We start from the raw sequence: 16,934 nt of genomic DNA, 5'->3' as shown, positions 1-16,934 counted from the left end.
GCCGGGGCGGCGCGCCGGGGACGCCGCTACGGCCGCGGGCCGTGATCCGGGTCGTGATCCGGGTCGCCCGTCCGGGGCGCGGCTCCGGACGCGCCGCCCGCGCGCGGCCTGGCCACCAGCGCGTACGCGAGCCAGGAGCCGACGCGGGCGACGGCGATCCCGCCGGTCATCATGACGGCACTGGCACCGCCCAGCGACGCGAACGGCGCGAACAGGGCGCCGAACAGGAAGCCCGTACTGCCGAGCAGCGCGGCGGCCGTGCCCGCGTTGGCCGGATGGCGGGTCAGCGCGAGCGCGGTCGCGTTGGGCGAGGCCAGCCCGCCGGACATGATCGTGACGAACAGCGCCGACAGGAACACCGCGAGCGGGGCGTGCAGCGCCGCCGCGACGGCCGTGCCGACGGCGCTCACGAGGGCGACCAGCGCCTCCGGCACGAGCAGCCGTTCAGGTGCGAAGCGGCGCAGGAGCAGGGCGTTGACCCAGCCGCCCAGTATCAGGCCCACCGAGTTGACCGCGAAGATCAGGGAGAACACCTGCGGGCTCACCCCGTAGCCGTCCTGGAGCACGAACGAGCTGACCGAGATGTAGATGAACAGCGCGATGCTGCCGATGCTGGAGCCCAGGGTGCAGCCGACGAACAGCCGGTCGCCGGCCACCGCGGAGAACCCGGCCCGCACGCGCCGCAGGCCCCCCGCGTGCCGCAGCTGCGGGCGGAGCGTCTCGGGCAGGGTGACCGCCGCGAGCATCAGCAGCGCGGAGATCGCGGCCAGGAGGACGAACAGGCCGCGCCAGTCGACGACGTACAGCAGCTGCCCGCCGAGGACGGGCGCGACGATCGGCGCGAACCCTCCGATCAGCATCAGCAGCGACATGATGCGCGCCATCTGACGCCCCTCGTACAGGTCGCGGACCATGGCCTCGACCACCACCATCCCGGCGGACCCGGCCAGCCCCTGCACCAGGCGCAGCACGATCAGCGCCTCGATCGACGGCGCCGTCGCGCACAGCAGCGACGCCGCCGTGTACGTCACCACCCCGGCGAACAGCGGGCGCCTGCGGCCGATCCGGTCGCTGAGCGGGCCGATGAACAGCTGCCCGACGGCCAGGCCGATCATGCAGGCCGAGATGCTCCACTGCGCGGCGCCGTCCGAGGCTTTGAGCTGGCGGGCGAGCGCGGGCAGCGCCGGCAGGTACAGGTCGATCGACAGCGGGCCGAACGTCGACAGCGCCCCGAGGGTGAAGAGCAGCCGGCGGGTCCGCGCGATCGGAGGCGGGTCCTCCGGGGGGCCGCCCGTGTTCACGTGCGGGTCCTCCGGAGGGCCGCCCGCGTTCACGTGCGGGCCCCCCGGATGATCTCGTCCGTGCGCGGTCACCGGGTGACCTCGCCCGCGTGCGCCGCTCCGCTCACCGGCGGGACCGCCGTTGCCGCCGCTGCTGGTCGAGCAGCATCCTCGCCCGGGGATCGACGAACGCGCGCAGGGCAGAACCGGTGAGGTTCAGCAGGAACACGAACAGGGCGATGGTCAGTCCGGGGAACAGCACCATGGTCGGGTGGTCCTGCAGGTAGGTGCGCCCGTCGGCGACCATGTTCCCCCAGGTGGCGGTGGGGGGCGAGATGCCGAGGCCGAGGAAGCTGAGCGACCCGTCGATGAGCATGGCGCCCGCCGACAGCAGCACGCACTGCACCACGGCGAGCGGCAGCGTGTTCGGCAGGATGTGCACGGCCAGGGTCTTCCACGGGCCCATGCCGGACACCCGGGCCGCCTTCACGTAGGTGCGGGTGGTCAGGCCGAGGACGCGGCTGCGGATGATCCGGGCCGTGTACGGGGTGAAGATGATCGTCACGGCGAGCAGCTCGCTCATCATGCCGGGACCGACCACGACCGCGAACACGATCGCCAGGATGATCGACGGGAACGCCATCCAGGCGTCCACGACCCGCATGATCACCCGGCCCGCCCGCGCGAAGTAGCCCGCGACCAGGCCGATGGACGTGCCCAGCGTGACCGCGCAGACGGTGATCAGCATGGTCATCCCGATCGAGATCCGACCGGCGGACGCCCATCTGGCGAACAGGTCGCGGCCGTACTTGTCGGTGCCCATCAGGTGCTCGGCCGACGGTGACAGCAGCCGGTTCACCGGGTCGGCGGCGTCCGGATCGGGCAGGAACGGCGGGAGCACCAGGACCAGCAGGGTGATCGCGACCAGCAGCCCGCCCGTCACGATCAGCGTGGGGTTGCGCCGGGCGAACGAGCGGATCCGGGTGGGAACCGGTGCGGGCGGCGCGGTGACGAGGTCGGCGGTCACGACACCCGCACCTTCGGGTCGATCAGCGCGTACGCCAGGTCGACCAGCAGGTTCACCAGCACGAACAGGAACGCGATGAACATGACACCTCCCTGGATGAGCGGGAAGTCCCGGGCGTAGACGGCGCCGAGCAGCGTGGTGCCGAGACCCGGGATGACGAAGATGCTCTCGATCACGACCACGCCGCCGATCAGCGAGGCGAAGTTCAGCCCCACCGAGGTGAGGACCGGCAGCATGGAGTTGGGCAGCACGTGCCGCAGCATGATCCGTTGCTCGCCGATCCCCTTGGCCCGCGCGGTGCGCAGGTACAGCTGGGTCAGTTCGCCCAGCACGCTCTCCTCCATGGTGATGGTGAGGAACGCGGTCTGCCCGATCACGAGCACCGCCACCGGCAGCGTCAGCTGTGTGATCGCGGTCGCCGGGTCGGCGAACAGCGGGGTGTAGCCGCTGGGCGGGAACCAGCCGAAGGTGAGCGCGAACAGGTAGACCGCGAGCAGCGCGAGCCAGAACTCCGGCAGCGCGAGCCCGAACTGGGCGGCCCGGCTGACGAGCCGGGCCACCCGGTTGTGGGGCGCCACGGTGACCCAGGTGACGATCAGCACGGTGAGCAGGAAACTGATCACCGTGCTGACGACGGCCAGGGTCAGCGTGGGCGTGATGTTGTCGAAGATCATCTGCAGGACCGGGAGGTTGTACTTGATGGACGTACCGAAGTCACCGGTCAGCACATTGCCCAGCCAGTGCAGATACTGCTCGTACAGCGGCCCGGTGAGTCCGAGGTCATGGCGCAGCCGTTCGAGCTGCTCCGGGCTGGCCTTGGTGCCCAGGAGCACCGTGGCCGGGTCGCCCGGGATCGAGCGCAGCAGGAAGAACAGCACGGTGCCGACCACGAACAGCACGACCACCAGATCGCGCAACCGGCGCAGGATGACCCACAGCATCAGGGGCTACCTCGCCAGCCACACGTTGGCGAACTCCAGGCCCCATCCGTCATAGCCGTTCACCTTCGGGTTGTAGGCCACGTAGGACCTCGCGTTGTACAGCGTGAGCGTGGGCAGGTTCTCCGAGGTGAACTCCTGGATCTTGTCGAGCGCCTGCTTCTGCTCCTCCGGCGTCTTGGACGCGTTGTAGGTGGTCAGCAGCGGCGCGAGCTTGTCCCTCGGGTAGCCCATGTTGTCCATGCCCTGGACGTTGTCGCTGTAGGACGGGACGGGCGGGTTGGCGTCGTCCATCAGCGCGAGCACGTCCCAGCTGTTCGGCTCGTTGTTCTTGCGCCCCATCAGGGTGGCGAAGTCGTAGCTCTCGATGGTCGCCTTGATCCCGACCTTCTTCAGCGAGTCCTGAATGATCACCAGTGCGTCCTTGAACTGCGGGAACTCGTCCGTGGTGATCATCCGGATGGTCTGGTCGGGACGCAGGCCCGCGGCCGCGAACAGCTGCTTGGCCCGCTCCGGGTCGTGCTGATCCCACTTGGCCTTGCCGGCCTCGGAGTACATGGCCTTGTTGGTCTGCGTGGCGAACGCGCCGTTGCTCGGCAGCACCAGGTCGGGCACGCCCTGCGAGTCCATGATCGCCTTCTTGTCGACGAGCAGGTTCATCGCGTCCCTGGCCTCCGGCTTGGAGAAGATCGAGCCGGGGTTGTGGTTGAGCGCGACGTACTGGATGTTCGCGGCGCCCTCGACGCCCACCTTGAGGTTGGGGTTCTGCTTGATCTGGTCGTACTGGTCGTAGGACGGCTCGGAGACGTCGAACAGCCCGGTCTGCAGGCCGTTGAACGCGGCGTCGCGGTCGGCGACCACCTTGTAGGTGATGGTGTCCAGGTAGGCGCCCTTGGCCCCGGAGTACCCGCTGGACGTGCCGGACGGCGGCTGGTACTTGTCGTTGCGCTCCAGCACGATCTCCTGTCCGGCGGTCCAGGACTTCAGCTTGTACGGCCCGGTGCCGATCGCGTGATCCTGGGGGATCCCGGTCGCGCCGGCGGCGGCCACGTCGGACGCCTTGCGGATGCCGCTGCCGTGGCTCGCCGCCATGAGCGCGACGAGGTTGAACGGCGACTTGAGGGTGAACACCACGGTGCCGTCGTCGGGCGCGGTGATGTCCTTGAGCACCGGCTTGAGCGATCCCGCGTAGCTGCCCTTCTCCACCCAGTAGCGCATCGAGGCAACCACGTCGGAGCCCTTCAGCGGCGAACCGTCGGAGAACACGACGCCCTTGCGCAGAGTGAAGGTGTAGGTCAGCCCGTCGTCGCTCTTCTTGTATGATTCCGCGAGCACGGGCTGTGGCTGGTAGCCGGCGTCGATGGCGACCAGCGACTCGAAGATCTCGTGGCCGAGATAGCTGGTCCCGGCGTTGCTGTTCTGCACGGTGTCCAGCGAGCCCGGATCCTGGGCGAGGCGAACGGTCAGGTTGCCACCTCGCGCGGGCTGACCCGGATCGCTCTGGGCGGCCGGGGCGGCCGGGGTGGACGGGGACTTGGTGGCCGTGCCGCAGGCCGAGAGCATGAGCCCCAGTGTGACAAGGGCGATGATCTTGGGCTTACGGCGTTGTCCGGTGCGATCCATTACGGCTCCTCGCGCCTAATTTCCGCGGGTCGGTGGCGGAGAACGTAACCCGGTCCGCGCGCTGGGGGTAGGCGCCAATGTCGGCTCTTATGTCACTGATGCGAACTCGGCCCGCCTCCGTCCGTGACGGTGGACAGACACCGCCCGAGATCGGCACACTGTGCGAACAGCCTTGTTAAGCGGGAGCTTTGAGGTGCAGAATCACCGGACCCGAGGTCGCGCTGGCCGACGGAAAGGATGACACCCATGTCACTACTCGAGATAGACCGCCTCTCTGTCGGAGTGCTCACCGGCGAGACGTCGACTACCGATCTGGTTCACGAGCTCACCCTCAGTCTTGATTCCGGACAGACCCTTTGTGTCGTCGGCGAGTCCGGAAGTGGCAAGACCGTCACCGTGCTGTCCATCATCCGTCTGCTGGAGTTCATCGCCCCGGTGCGCACCACCGGCGCGGTCCGGCTCGACGACGTCGACCTCACCTCCCTGAACCCGGCGCAGATGCGTTCGTTCCGCGGCCGGCGGATCGGAATGGTGTTCCAGGAGGCGCTCGACTCGCTCAACCCGGCGCAGCGGATCGGCGCGCAGCTCGGCGAGGCGTACTGGCCGGCCGGCGCCGCGTCACGCCGCGGCGATCTCCGCGCGCAGGGGCAGGCCCGGGCGCTGGAGCTGCTGCGGGAGGTGGGATTCGCCGATCCGGAGCGGGTGGCGAACCTGTACCCGCACCAGCTCTCCGGCGGGATGCAGCAGCGGGTGATGATCGCCATGGCGCTGATGTCCAGTCCCGACCTCCTGCTGGCCGACGAGCCCACGACCGCGCTGGACGTGACCACCCAGGCCGAGATCCTGCGCCTGTTCCGCACCGTGCAGCAGGAGCACCGGATGGCGTGCGTGTTCATCACCCACGACATGGGCGTGGCGGCGGAGATCGCCGACCGGATCGCGGTGATGTACGCGGGCCGCCTGGTGGAGGTCGGACCCGCGGCCGAGGTGCTCGGCTCGCCCCGGCACCGCTACACGCGGGCCCTGGTCGAGTGCGTGCCGCAGGTGGGGGTGCGCCACACGGAGGGCATGCCGTCCATCGTCGGCTCGGTCCCCGAGGCGGGTGCCCGGCTCCCCGGCTGCCGGTTCGCCCCGCGGTGCGCGCACGCCGGGGACCGCTGCCGCGCCGAGGAGCCGCCGCTCGCCCTCGTCACCGTCCCGGTGGAGCGGATCGAGCGGATGGAGCGTTCCGATTCGGCCGAGGGGGAGGGGCAGGCCGAGGTCGCCTGCTGGAACCCCGGCGCCGGTCCGGTCGCCCTGCCCCCGCCTGCCCCGGCGGCCGAGCCGGCGGCGGCCGGCGCGCAGGGCGAGCCGCTCCTCGTGATCGACGGCCTGCGCCGGGAGTTCGTCACCCGCAGCGGGCACGCCGGCGGCCTGCTGAGGCTGCGCCGCCGCGAGCGCATGGCCGCGGTCGACGGGGTGAACCTGAGCATCCGGCCGGGAGAGTTCTTCGGGCTGGTCGGCGAGTCCGGCAGCGGCAAGACGACGCTCGGGCAGATCGTCGCGGCGCTCGACCACCCCACCGAGGGCACCGTCACCGTGGACGGCCGGCGACACACCTCGCGTGGGCTGGAGGGCGACGTCCGTGCGTTCCGCCGTACCGTGCAGCTGATCTTCCAGGACCCGCAGAGCTCCCTGGACCCGCGTCACACCGTGGGCCGGATCATCGCCGAGCCGCTGCGCGAGCTGACCGACCTGCGCGGCGCCGACCTGCGCCGCCGGGTGGAACGCCTGATCGACGAGGTGGGCCTGCCGAAGGCGATCATCGACAAGCTTCCCTCGCAGATCTCCGGCGGGCAGCGTCAGCGGGTCGCCATCGCGCGTGCCCTCGCCCCGGAGCCCCGGCTGATCGTGGCCGACGAGCCCACCTCCGCACTCGACGTCTCGGTGCAGGGACAGGTGATGAACCTCCTGCTGGACCTGCGCCGCGAACACAACCTGAGCTACCTGTTCATCACCCACAACCTGAGCCTGATCCTCTCGGTCGCCGACCGGGTCGGCGTGATGAAGAACGGCCGGCTGATCGAGGTCGCCACCCCGGACAGGCTCGCCGCCGAGCCGCAGCACGACTACACCCGCACCCTGCTGGCGGCGAATCCGGGCATCACCCCGCCCCCGTCCTCTACGGCGTCGCCGGGAGCCGAGGGCATCGAAGGTTCGCGCCAGTGACATCGGGAGCCGCCATGCCGTCCATGTCGTCCGTCGCCCCTGTCTCTCCCGTCTCGTTCCCGACCCACAGCTTCGACGACCCCCTCATCGGCGACGGCGCGCCCGGTTTCGCCATCGGGTCGTTCGCCGATCTGGCGCCCTGGTCGTACGCCCCCTACCCGCACCGGCACGAGTTCTACGAGCTGGTGTGCGTGACCCGCGGTTCGGGCACCCACGTGATCGACTTCGTGCCCTACCAGATAGCCCCGATGACGATGTACTTCGTCGCCCCCGGCCAGGTGCAGTTCTGGGAGGGCCACACCCCGCTGGAGGGGTACATCGTCACCTTCGTCGAGGAGTTCCTGGTCCCCCAGTACGGCGACCGCGTGTCGCCGCGCCGGTCGCTGGCGCTCGACCCGCTGGGCACCGGGCCCGTTCTGCACCTGGCCGCTGAGCAGGTCGATCCGGTCACCGCGCTGCTGGCCGCGCTGGCCAGGGAGTACCGGCGCTCCGGCGGCGCGGACGTCTCGGTGCTCCAGGCGTACCTGCACATCCTGCTGGTGGAGATGCGCCGGCTGGGCCGGGGGTCGGACGTCCGGACCGTGGAGGAGGACAGCGGCACCGCGCTGGCCCGCCGCTACCTGCGGCTGGTGAGCGAGGAACTGCCGTACGAGCAGAGCGTCAGCGGCTACGCCAGCCGGATCGGGGTCACCCCGAAGCACCTGGCGGACGTGGTGAAGCGCACCACGGGCAAGCGCCCCGCGGAGATCATCCGCGCCGCGCTGACCGTCGAGGCCAAGCGGTTGCTCAGGCACACCGACCTGACCGTCGCCCAGGTCTCCCAGCGGCTGCTGTTCGACAACCCGTCGTACTTCGGCCGGTTCTTCAAGCGCGAGACGGGCGCGAGCCCGGGGGAGTTCCGCCGGCGCGCCGGGGCGGCGGATTACCTCCGTTCAGTGACACGGCCGCCGACCTGACGAGCTATTTGTGTCACGACCGGCTGCCTAGCGTTAAGTCATGGAATCCTCAGTTGCGGCCATTAGGGCGCGCTTCGCCGAACGCCGCGTCGAGCAGCTACGTTCGTTGATCACCGAGGACCTGGTGACCGCATGGATCCACGATCCACAGGCGGTTCACCAGGAGCCGCTGAGCCTGCTGGCGAGGTTTCTCGGCGAGCGGCCGGCGGCCGAGCGCCTGTCCGTCTACGAGCAGAACCGACGCGAGACCTGGCGGCTGGTCCGTCCCCCGGCGCGGCGCGGCGAGACCTACCGGCTCGCCGACCGGCGGGAGTTCACCAGCCTCGACGAGGCACGTGAGGCGGCCCTGCGACGCGAGCTGTTCGACGTGTTCGGCTGGGGCGAGCCGTCCGCGGACGCGATCGACGGGCCGGAACTGCGGCATGCGGGACCGGTCCTGCTCGGTTACGCGGACCGGGTGAGCGCGGCCCCCGGCGAGCGGATCACGTTCATGGTCAGCGCCGAGCAGGTCGCCGAGTACACCACGGAACTGATCCGGCTGCGGCACGTCGACGACGACCCGGCCGGCCCCGGCGTCCGCACCGAGGAGGTCCCGGACGCCTGGCGCGGGCTGCACACCGGCCGCGCCCAGGACATCCGGCTCGGCTCGCACATCGCCGTCCGCGACCCCCACGGCGTGACCGCCGGCGCGGACGGCTTCACCGTCGCCGCCTACATCTACCCGACCCACATGACAGGACGGCCGCAGGTCGTGCTGGCCCGCTGGGACCGGGGGCCGCGCGGGTACGCGCTCGGCCTGGACGAGGCCGGGCGGCCGACCCTCTGGCTCGGTGACGGCGCAGGCGAGACCGCGGTCCACGCCGACGCCCCGCTCGACCTGCACCGCTGGTACGGCGTCGCCGCCTCGTACGACCCCGCGACCGGGCGCGCCACGCTGGTCACCCGGCCACTGGTGACCAGCGTGAACAGCCGGGTGAGCCCGATCGTGGTGGACGACCGGCCCCGGGTGACCGAACGGCACGCCGAGGGCGCGTTCGCCCCGGCCGAGCACGGTGACCTGCTGTTCGGGACGCGCACTCCGGAGGACGGCCACTACAACGGCAAGATCGAACGGCCGGGCGTCTGGCCGTACCCGCTGACCCGGGCCGGGCTGCTGGCCACGGCGTCGGAGGACCACGACGCCCCGATGCGCTGGTCCTTCGAACCCGGGGAGACCGCGGCGTCGCTGGTCGTGCCGTGCGCCGGCCGCCCCGGCCTGGACGGCCGGCTGGTGAACCTGCCGGTACGCGGCGTGACCGGGCGCCACTTCACCGGCCGGATCGAGCACTACGCCGCCGACCCGCGCGGGTACGCCGCGATCCACTTCCACGACGACGCGCTCGCCGACGCCGAATGGACGCCCAGCCACGAATTCACCGTGCCCGCCGACCTGCCGAGCGGCGTGTACGCCCTGCGGGTCGTCGCGGCCGACGGCTCGTGCGAACGGGGCATCCCGTTCGTGGTGCGCGCGCCCGCGGGAGGTGCCACCGGCGAGCTCGCGCTGCTCCTGCCCACCGCCACTTACCTGGCCTACTCCAACGAGCGCGGCCTCGGCCACGTGTCGGTCGTCCCGCCGGGCACGGTGTTCCTGGAGCACCGCTACGACCTGGGGCACTCCGCGTACGCGAGACACACCGACGGCAGCGGCGTGAGCTACATCTCCTGGAGCCGCCCGATCCTCACCCTGGCGCCGGGTTTCCGGATCCACCTGTCGCCGTTCATGCTGGCGTCGGACCTGTACATCCTGGACTGGCTCACGGAGCTGGGCTACTCGTTCGACGTCATCACCGACCACGACCTGCACGCCGAGGGCGCCGACCTGCTCCGCCCCTACCGCGGGGTGATCAGCGGGAGCCACCCGGAGTACGCCTCCGAGCAGATGATCGACGCCATCGAGTCGTACGTGGACGGCGGCGGCAACTTCGCCTACCTGGGCGGAAACGGCTACTACTGGGTGGTCTCCTTCCACCCCGAGCTGCCGCACGTGATGGAGCTGCGCCGCGGCGAGAACGGCACCCGGAGCTGGCAGGCCCGTACCGGCGAGCACCACCACGCCACCACGGGCGAGCGCGGCGGCCTGTGGCTGAACCGCAGCCGCCCGCCGCAGAAGGTGTTCGGGGTGGGCTTCAGCGCCCAGGGCGGCGGCCCGTCCGGCCGGTACCGGATCGGTCCCGACACCGTCCCCGACGCGCTGAAGTCCCTGCTGGACGGCGTGTCCGAGGTGTTCGGCGACGCGGGGCTGGACGGCGGAGGCGCGGCGGGCGGTGAGATCGACCGCTACGACCTCACGTTGGGCAGCCCGCCGGACGCGGTCGTGCTGGCCACCTCGGAGGGGCTCCTCGACGGCTACCAGTTCGCCGTCGAGGAACTGAGCGGCACGCATCCGGGACACGGCGCCTCCGAGGATCCCGAGGTGCGCTCCGACATCGTGTACTTCCGCACCCGCGGCGGCGGATCGGTGTTCGCCACGGGCTCGATCTCCTTCAGCGGTGGGCTGTCCGCCCACGGCTACGACAACGGGGTGTCCAAGATCACCCGAAACGTCCTCGACCACTGGCTGGGTAAGAATGATTGAGTCGCTCACGGTCGACCGAATGGTCGCCGTTCCCATGCGGGACGGCACGGTCCTGCGCGCCGACGTGTACCGCCCGGCCGGGCAGCGCTGCCCGGCACTGGTGTTCCGCACGCCGTACGACCGCACCGGCCTCGGCATGTACGGCACGTTCGCGCTGCGCGCCGCCTCCAGCGGCTTCGCCGTCGTGATGCAGGACGTCCGCGGGCGGGGCGCCTCCGGGGGCCGGTTCGCGCCGTTCGTACACGAACGCGAAGACGGGTACGACTCGATCGACTGGGTCGCGTCCCAGCCGTGGTGCGACGGCAACGTCGGCATGTTCGGCGGCTCGTACGACGGGGTGACCCAGTGGCAGGCCGCCATGTCCGGGCATCCGGCGCTGAAGGCGATCGCCCCGAACGTCACCGCCTCCAGCTACCACCACGGCTGGGTGTACCGGGGTGGCGCGTTCCAGCTCAGCTTCAGCCTGGGCTGGACGCTGTCGCTCGCCGCGCACAACGCCGCCCGCGACTCATCGGTCCCCGCCGAGGTGCGCGAGGCGCTGACCGACGCCTCCGACAACCTGCCCGACAGCGCGCTGGTGCTGCCCCTGGACCGGCACCCGTACCTGGACGGCGTCGCCTCGTACTACCGGGAGTGGCTGGAGCACCCCGGCTATGACGAGTTCTGGGAGCGGCTGGACGTCTCCCGCGCCTACCCGGAGATGACCGTCGCCGCGTTCAACCTGGGAGGCTGGTACGACACCTTCCTCGTCGGCACCCTGGCGAACTTCGCCGGCATACGCGCCGAGGGGCCCCAGGGGGTGCGCGACCGGCAGCGGCTGCTCGTCGGGCCGTGGCCGCACGAGGGCCTGTTCAGCGGCAACCCGGTCGGCTCGTGGAACTTCGGCGGGCGCTCCACCGGCTCCGCCCTCGACGCCGACGGCCTGCAACTGCGCTGGTTCGACCGGTGGCTGCGCGACGGCGGCGACGCGGCCGGGGACGATCCGCCGGTGCTGCTGTACGCCATGGGAGCCGGCCAGTGGCGGGTCGCCGACTCGTGGCCGCTGCCCGGCACCGACTACCAGGACTGGTACCTGCACAGCGGCGGCCGGGCCAACACGCTGCACGGCGACGGGCGCCTGTCCAGGGACACGCCCGGCGACCAGCCGCCGGACAGCTACGTGTACAACCCGCGCAACCCGGTCCCCACCCTGGGCGGCGCGCTGTGCTGCAGCCCGGTGCACACCCAGGGCGGCGTGTACGACCAGCGCCCGATCGAGGAGCGCGAGGACGTCCTCGTCTACACCAGCGAGCCGCTCACCGAGCCGCTGGACGTCACCGGCCCGGTCACCGCGGTGCTGCACGCCAGCACCTCCGCGCCGGACACCGACTGGACCGCCAAGCTGGTCGACGTCGGCCCGTGCGGCTACGCCCGCAACATCACCGACGGCATCCTGCGCGCGAGCCACCGCGACCCGCAGGCCGGGCTACGCCCGGTCACCCCGGGTGAGGTGGTGGAGTACCGCCTCGACCTCGGCGCGACCAGCAACGTGTTCCAGCCGGGGCACCGCATCCGGGTGGAGATCTCCAGCAGCAACTTCCCGCACTTCGACCGCAACCCCAACACCGGCGAGCCGGCCGGCAGGTCCACCGAGATGGTCAGCGCGTTGCAGAACGTCCACCACGCCGGCCTCCATCTCTCCCGCATCGTGCTGCCGGTCGCAGACCCGGAGGCGACGCGCCCCTACCGGACGGAGCACTGATGTCCATCAACGAATTCCGCGAGCTCGGCCGTACCGGGCTGCGCATCAGCTCGGCCGGCTTCGGAAGCTGGGTCACCGGCGGGCCGGGGCTGATGGGCTGGGGCGCGCAGTCCGACGAGGACTCGATCGCCGCCGTCCACCGCGCCGTCGCCGGCGGCGTGAACTGGATCGACACGGCGGCGGTGTACGGCTTCGGGCACTCCGAGGAGGTCGTCGGCCGAGCCCTGGCCGCGCTGCCGCCCGCCGACCGGCCGCTGGTGTTCACCAAGTGCGGCCTGGTCTGGGACGAGAACGGCGTGGAGAGCAACAACCTCACGCCGGAGTCGATCCGGCGTGAGTGCGACGCCTCGCTGCGCCGCCTGGGCGTCGACCACGTCGACCTGTACCAGATCCACGCCCCGGACCCGGCCGGCCCGCCCATCGAGGAGTCGTGGGGCACCGTGCTGGAACTGGTGAAGGAGGGCAAGGTCCGGCACGCGGGGGTGTCCAACTTCGACGTCGGGCTGCTGGACCGGTGCGCGGCGGTCGGCCCCGTCGAGACCCTGCAGCCGCCGCTGTCGCTGATCCATCGAGACTCGGCGGCCGACGTGATCCCGTGGTGCGCCGAGCACGGCGCGGGGGTGATCGTCTACAGCCCGATGGCGGCCGGGCTGCTGTCCGGCACGTTCACCGCGGAGCGGGCCGCCGCCCTGCCGTCCGACGACTGGCGTTCCCGCGAGGCCGAGTTCCAGGAGCCCGCCCTGTCCCGCAACCTGGCGCTGCAGGAGGCGCTGCGGCCGGTCGCCGAACGCCACGGGGTGCCGGTCGGCGCGGTCGCGGTGGCCTGGACGACGGCCTGGCCGGGAGTGACGGCGGCGATCGTCGGCGCCCGCACTCCGGAGCAGGTGGACGGCTGGCTGCCGGGCGGATCGCTCGCTCTCACCCCCGAGGACCTGGCGGAACTGGCGGCGGCGCTGCGGGACACGGGCGCCGGTCGCGGCCCGATCGGCCCGGCCCTGCCGGACACCGGGGCGTGAACGGGTGTGGGCCGGGCGGAGACCCTCCGCCCGGCCCACACCGGACAACTCAGTCATGAACCGGTGCGGGCCGGGTGGAGACACTCCACCCGGCCCGCACCGTTCCCCGATCGCTCAGCTGTGGCGTGGCACGTTCTCGTCCGAGGCGTACGCCGGGTTCAGCGACAGCGCGATGAACGTGAACGGGCGTGTCACGTAGTTGAACCCGAGCGGACAGTGCCGGGTGCCCGCGGGGATGAACACCGAGCCGGTCGTGGTGACCGTGTGCCGCTCGCCCTCGATGTCGAGATACAGCGACGCACCGAGGTCGTGCACGTTGTCGGGGTCGTTGCCCATCCAGATGAGCACCTCGTCGTAGGTGTGCTCATGGTCGTTCACCCAGTGGACCTGCTCCGACGTGGGATTGATCCAGCTGTAGGCCATGTGGACCGTGCTGGCGTCCACGTCGAAGGCGCGCATCAGCCCGAAGGGGTCGCCGATGTTCGCCGGGCGCTCGCCGCCGGCGGCAGCTCCCTCGTTGACCAGGTCGTCGGCGCAGTCCCGCATGTGATGGACGAACAGGTGATCGTACTTACCCATGCCTCTCTTCGCTCCTTCCACGTCAGGCGGTTGTTTCCGCACTTGAATGGTGGTTCTTCGGGCACCGGTGGAAAAAGACACTTATGACAGCGCTCCTGTCACTGAGCCTGCCGTCCGGTGTCATGGGCTCACTCCGTGATCGGCCCCACACGGGCGAGCCCCTCGAAACGCCCTCAACCCTGGAGCGGCTCCGTCGCCTGAACGGTCCCCGTTCCCGCCGCGTCCGCCCACGGGCGGACGCGGCGTCATGGTCCGGGGGGCCGCTTCCGGCCGCCGAAATGAGGAAGGGCTTACTCCTGCCATTCGGCGATTTCCTTGAAAACAGTCGTAAATCATCGGTGACCGGGGCCGCGCCGGATCGCGGTCGTCATTGACCTCCGAGGCCGCACCCCTCCCGCGCCGGCGGCGAGTGCCGCGCGTCCCCCGCCGGTTAACTCACACGGCGATCGGCGAATCGGCCCTCGGCCGTTTCCGATCAATATATGTCTGCGCCGATCGGCATCAGACGTAACTCCGAATCACGGACTTTCCATGGCTGAAGCACATGAAGGGCAAAAATGGTCATCTCCTCTCACCGGCCGACGGGCCGGCGTCCTCCGTGCCCTGGTCCAGGGGCGCCGCCGCACGCTCGCCCGCCGAATATCCCGGCCCGCGTGATGTCATCCCCTTGACAACTTCACCGAGAATCGTGAAATGCTGACTCTGGCGCAAAGATCGTGAATAGGTGACCGGTCGTGATCGGGGTTGCAATTCCGTGACCGGCCGGGCGCGGATTCTCCGTCGGGTCTCAGCCTCAATGGAATCGGTGGCGTGTCCGCGCCTGGAGCGGAGATACGGGGCATCGCGGCGACGGTTCGGTGATGCGGCTCGATGGGACGGTGCGCGTGCAAGAATTCGCACTGAACATAGTTGCGGGTTTGTTGACCAGTGTCCTCGGCTTCGGGCTGGGGGCACTTTTTGTTCGAGTGCGTATCGCCGGGGAATTGGGACACCTCGAACGACTGGTGCCTCCCGATCGGCGCGTGCAGCTGGTGCTGCCCAGCGCGAGGATCACCAACTTCCAGATCAAGGGCCAACCGGGCGCGGAGGCGGCACAACCTCCCAACGTCCTCATGATGCCGATGCCGGAGGGCAACGGCATCGCCGAACTCGTGCTGGCCCTGCGCAGGCTCAGCCGCCGGGTGCACATCCTGCTCACGACGGACGAGGCCGTCTCGCCCGACTACAAGCTGACCATCTCCATCGGCGGCCCGAGCGTGAACCTGGAGTCCAGACGTCTCGTGAGATTCCACCCCGCCTTCCGGCTCCGCTATCCGGAGCACGTCGCGACGCACGGCTCGGCGACCTACGACCCCAAACGGGCACCCGACGGCGAACTTCTCGAGGACTACGGATTCGTCCTCCTGCACAGCGAAGGCGGCAGGACGAGGATCGTCTGCTGCGGCGTATGGGGGACGGGCACGGAGGCGGCGATCAAAGGACTGCTGGGCCTGCGCGACAGGCACCTGTCCCGGCAACTGCGTACCAGCAGGAACCTCTTCCTGGCCTTCCACACGGAGCTTTCCGGACTGAACGTGTCGGAGCCCAGGTTGATACACGCCGACGACGGGGAGCGATTCACCACATGGCGCTGATCGAGGTCGTCGGCGTCGGGTTCGTGGGTCTCACAACCGCCGTCGTCGCCGCTCAGGCGGGGCACGACGTGGTGGGGATCGAAAGTGATCCCCACCGCCTCGGCCTGCTCGGAGCGGGTGTCCTGCCCTTTTCCGAGCCCGGCCTGGAGAGGGAGATGCGGGCGGAGACCGAGGCGGGGAGGTTGCGGTTCGCGGGACTCGACTACCGGGGCGACGGCCCCGCCGTCCTCGTCGTGGCGACCCCCACACCGACGCTTCCGTCCGGGGAGTCCGACACCTCCAGCGTGCGATCGGCCCTTCGCCGGCTCTGGGACGCCGGCCGCCACTCGCTGGTCGTCATCAGATCGACGCTGTTACCGGGGACGAGCGAGACCATCGTGTCCGGCGCGGGTCTCTCCGCGCTCGCCGACCAGCTCGTGCACTGGCCGGAATTCCTCAATCAGGGCAGGGCGCTGCGGGAGAGCCGGACTCCGGACCGCGTGGTGATCGGAGCCGACTCGGCCGTCGCCGCCGCGAGAGCCCACGATCTGCTTCGGTCCCTGGCCGTCGATCTGACCGGATACGAGCGGCTCTCCCTCAGGGGCGCCGAGGCGGTCAAACACTTCAGCAACGCCGTCCTGGCCGTGAACCAAGTGCTCGGGGCCGAGATCGCGCGTGTGTGCGAGGGCATCGGCGTCGATTCCGGCATGGTGCTGGCCTCCGTGGCGGCGGACTCGCGTCTGGACCCGGACCTTCTGCGGCCACGCGCGCCACTCGTGGACTCCTGCCTGGCCAAGGACCTGGAGGCGCTCACCCGGAACCTCTCCGTGGAGAACGAGCCGAGCATCCTGGGCGCGGCCCTCCGGCAGGCCGGGCTCCTGCACATGGACGCCGTCCAACGTCTGTCCCGTCATGTCAAGGCGGCGGGCAGGCACGCCAGGACATTGATCATCGGTGCCGGGTTCTCCGCGGCGGTGAGCGACACCAACGGCTCGCTCCTGTGGGAGGTGCTACCCGAGCTCGAGGGGCAGGACGTCACCGTCTGGGACCCCTACGTCGACTCCTCCGTCGAAAGGCGCCTGGGGCGCCTCCTGCGCCGGGACGGGCTGACCGGCCTGATCCGCGAGTCGGACGTCGCGGCGCTGCTGGTCCCGCATCCCGAGGTCGTCGCCGCCGACTGGGACGAGCTCATACCGTCGATGGCGAGCGGGGGAGCCGTGCTGCTCGACTACGCCGACTTCTTCTCCCGCCGCCCCGGGGGTGGTACCGAGCTCGGGCACGTCGTGCACACGTTCGGGAACACGAGGGAGTGTCCGGTGTGTGTGGGGTAGGCGGCTTC

General features: G+C 70.5%; 12 protein-coding genes. 7 read left to right on the top strand and 5 right to left on the bottom strand.

Features of this window, described 5'->3' with window-relative positions; genetic code table 11:
* Nucleotides 1-26: 26 nt before the first annotated feature.
* The 4 genes from AB0N02_RS36500 to AB0N02_RS36485 all read right to left on the bottom strand — a co-directional run bounded on the left by AB0N02_RS36500 (nucleotide 27) and on the right by AB0N02_RS36485 (nucleotide 4,868).
* Complete coding sequence (locus AB0N02_RS36500) at nucleotides 27-1,301, bottom strand: multidrug effflux MFS transporter (RefSeq protein ID WP_363956304.1); 1,275 nt, start codon at nucleotides 1,299-1,301, stop codon at nucleotides 27-29.
* A gap of 103 nt (nucleotides 1,302-1,404) precedes the next feature.
* Nucleotides 1,405-2,307: an ABC transporter permease gene (locus AB0N02_RS36495; protein WP_363956302.1), complete on the bottom strand. Its 903-nt coding sequence runs from the start codon at nucleotides 2,305-2,307 to the stop codon at nucleotides 1,405-1,407.
* Entirely contained in the window at nucleotides 2,304-3,248 is a 945-nt protein-coding gene (locus AB0N02_RS36490; protein WP_363956299.1) for an ABC transporter permease, read from the bottom strand. Before AB0N02_RS36490 ends, AB0N02_RS36495 begins: the two co-directional genes overlap by 4 nt.
* Before the next feature lie 6 nt (nucleotides 3,249-3,254).
* Nucleotides 3,255-4,868 (bottom strand): ABC transporter substrate-binding protein, encoded by a 1,614-nt coding sequence (locus AB0N02_RS36485; RefSeq protein WP_363956296.1) that lies wholly within the window; start codon nucleotides 4,866-4,868, stop codon nucleotides 3,255-3,257.
* Nucleotides 4,869-5,114: 246 nt separating this feature from the next.
* Here AB0N02_RS36485 and AB0N02_RS36480 point away from each other — a divergent pair, with 246 nt between their 5' ends.
* From AB0N02_RS36480 to AB0N02_RS36460, 5 genes are read left to right on the top strand one after another with little or no spacing between them, the layout of a single operon-like run.
* Nucleotides 5,115-7,076 carry an ABC transporter ATP-binding protein gene (locus AB0N02_RS36480; protein WP_363956293.1) on the top strand — a complete coding sequence of 654 codons (1,962 nt, stop codon included), beginning with the start codon at nucleotides 5,115-5,117 and terminating at the stop codon, nucleotides 7,074-7,076.
* Nucleotides 7,077-7,090: 14 nt separating this feature from the next.
* A complete protein-coding gene (locus AB0N02_RS36475) occupies nucleotides 7,091-8,032 on the top strand; it encodes a helix-turn-helix transcriptional regulator (protein WP_363956290.1) in 942 nt (313 codons plus the stop codon).
* A 40-nt stretch (nucleotides 8,033-8,072) separates the two neighbouring features.
* The gene (locus AB0N02_RS36470; protein WP_363956287.1) at nucleotides 8,073-10,646 is read left to right on the top strand and encodes a N,N-dimethylformamidase beta subunit family domain-containing protein; all 2,574 of its coding nucleotides are present in this window, start codon (nucleotides 8,073-8,075) and stop codon (nucleotides 10,644-10,646) included.
* Between the two features lie 19 nt (nucleotides 10,647-10,665).
* The gene (locus tag AB0N02_RS36465; RefSeq protein ID WP_363956284.1) at nucleotides 10,666-12,387 is read left to right on the top strand and encodes a CocE/NonD family hydrolase; all 1,722 of its coding nucleotides are present in this window, start codon (nucleotides 10,666-10,668) and stop codon (nucleotides 12,385-12,387) included.
* Nucleotides 12,387-13,403 carry an aldo/keto reductase gene (locus AB0N02_RS36460; protein WP_363956281.1) on the top strand — a complete coding sequence of 339 codons (1,017 nt, stop codon included), beginning with the start codon at nucleotides 12,387-12,389 and terminating at the stop codon, nucleotides 13,401-13,403. Before AB0N02_RS36465 ends, AB0N02_RS36460 begins: the two co-directional genes overlap by 1 nt.
* 114 nt (nucleotides 13,404-13,517) lie before the next feature.
* Here AB0N02_RS36460 and AB0N02_RS36455 read toward each other — a convergent pair whose 3' ends face one another.
* Nucleotides 13,518-13,982 carry a hypothetical protein gene (locus AB0N02_RS36455; protein WP_363956278.1) on the bottom strand — a complete coding sequence of 155 codons (465 nt, stop codon included), beginning with the start codon at nucleotides 13,980-13,982 and terminating at the stop codon, nucleotides 13,518-13,520.
* Between the two features lie 917 nt (nucleotides 13,983-14,899).
* Here AB0N02_RS36455 and AB0N02_RS36450 point away from each other — a divergent pair.
* Nucleotides 14,900-15,616, top strand: a complete 717-nt coding sequence (locus tag AB0N02_RS36450; protein ID WP_363956275.1) for a hypothetical protein — start codon at nucleotides 14,900-14,902, stop codon at nucleotides 15,614-15,616.
* Nucleotides 15,607-16,926, top strand: coding sequence for a nucleotide sugar dehydrogenase (locus tag AB0N02_RS36445; RefSeq protein ID WP_363956272.1), 1,320 nt, complete (start codon nucleotides 15,607-15,609; stop codon nucleotides 16,924-16,926). The genes AB0N02_RS36450 and AB0N02_RS36445 overlap by 10 nt, the downstream gene beginning before the upstream one ends.
* Nucleotides 16,927-16,934: the final 8 nt, after the last annotated feature.

Origin of the sequence: Streptosporangium sp. NPDC051022, from assembly GCF_040683035.1 — a bacterium.
Taxonomy (GTDB): Bacteria; Actinomycetota; Actinomycetes; order Streptosporangiales; family Streptosporangiaceae; genus Streptosporangium.
The sequence above is the reverse complement of the archived record's forward strand: the minus strand, read 5'-3'. Positions and strand labels throughout refer to the sequence as shown.

Excerpts from the sequence above, each read along its gene's own strand:
- AB0N02_RS36490 (WP_363956299.1), bottom strand. The coding sequence starts at position 3,248 with ATGCTGTGGGTCATCCTGCGCCGGTTGCGCGATCTGGTGGTCGTGCTG.
- AB0N02_RS36485 (WP_363956296.1), bottom strand. The coding sequence starts at position 4,868 with ATGGATCGCACCGGACAACGCCGTAAGCCCAAGATCATCGCCCTTGTC.
- AB0N02_RS36480 (WP_363956293.1), top strand. The coding sequence starts at position 5,115 with ATGTCACTACTCGAGATAGACCGCCTCTCTGTCGGAGTGCTCACCGGC.
- AB0N02_RS36475 (WP_363956290.1), top strand. The coding sequence starts at position 7,091 with ATGCCGTCCATGTCGTCCGTCGCCCCTGTCTCTCCCGTCTCGTTCCCG.
- AB0N02_RS36470 (WP_363956287.1), top strand. The coding sequence starts at position 8,073 with ATGGAATCCTCAGTTGCGGCCATTAGGGCGCGCTTCGCCGAACGCCGC.
- AB0N02_RS36465 (WP_363956284.1), top strand. The coding sequence starts at position 10,666 with ATGGTCGCCGTTCCCATGCGGGACGGCACGGTCCTGCGCGCCGACGTG.
- AB0N02_RS36460 (WP_363956281.1), top strand. The coding sequence starts at position 12,387 with ATGTCCATCAACGAATTCCGCGAGCTCGGCCGTACCGGGCTGCGCATC.
- AB0N02_RS36455 (WP_363956278.1), bottom strand. The coding sequence starts at position 13,982 with ATGGGTAAGTACGATCACCTGTTCGTCCATCACATGCGGGACTGCGCC.
- AB0N02_RS36445 (WP_363956272.1), top strand. The coding sequence starts at position 15,607 with ATGGCGCTGATCGAGGTCGTCGGCGTCGGGTTCGTGGGTCTCACAACC.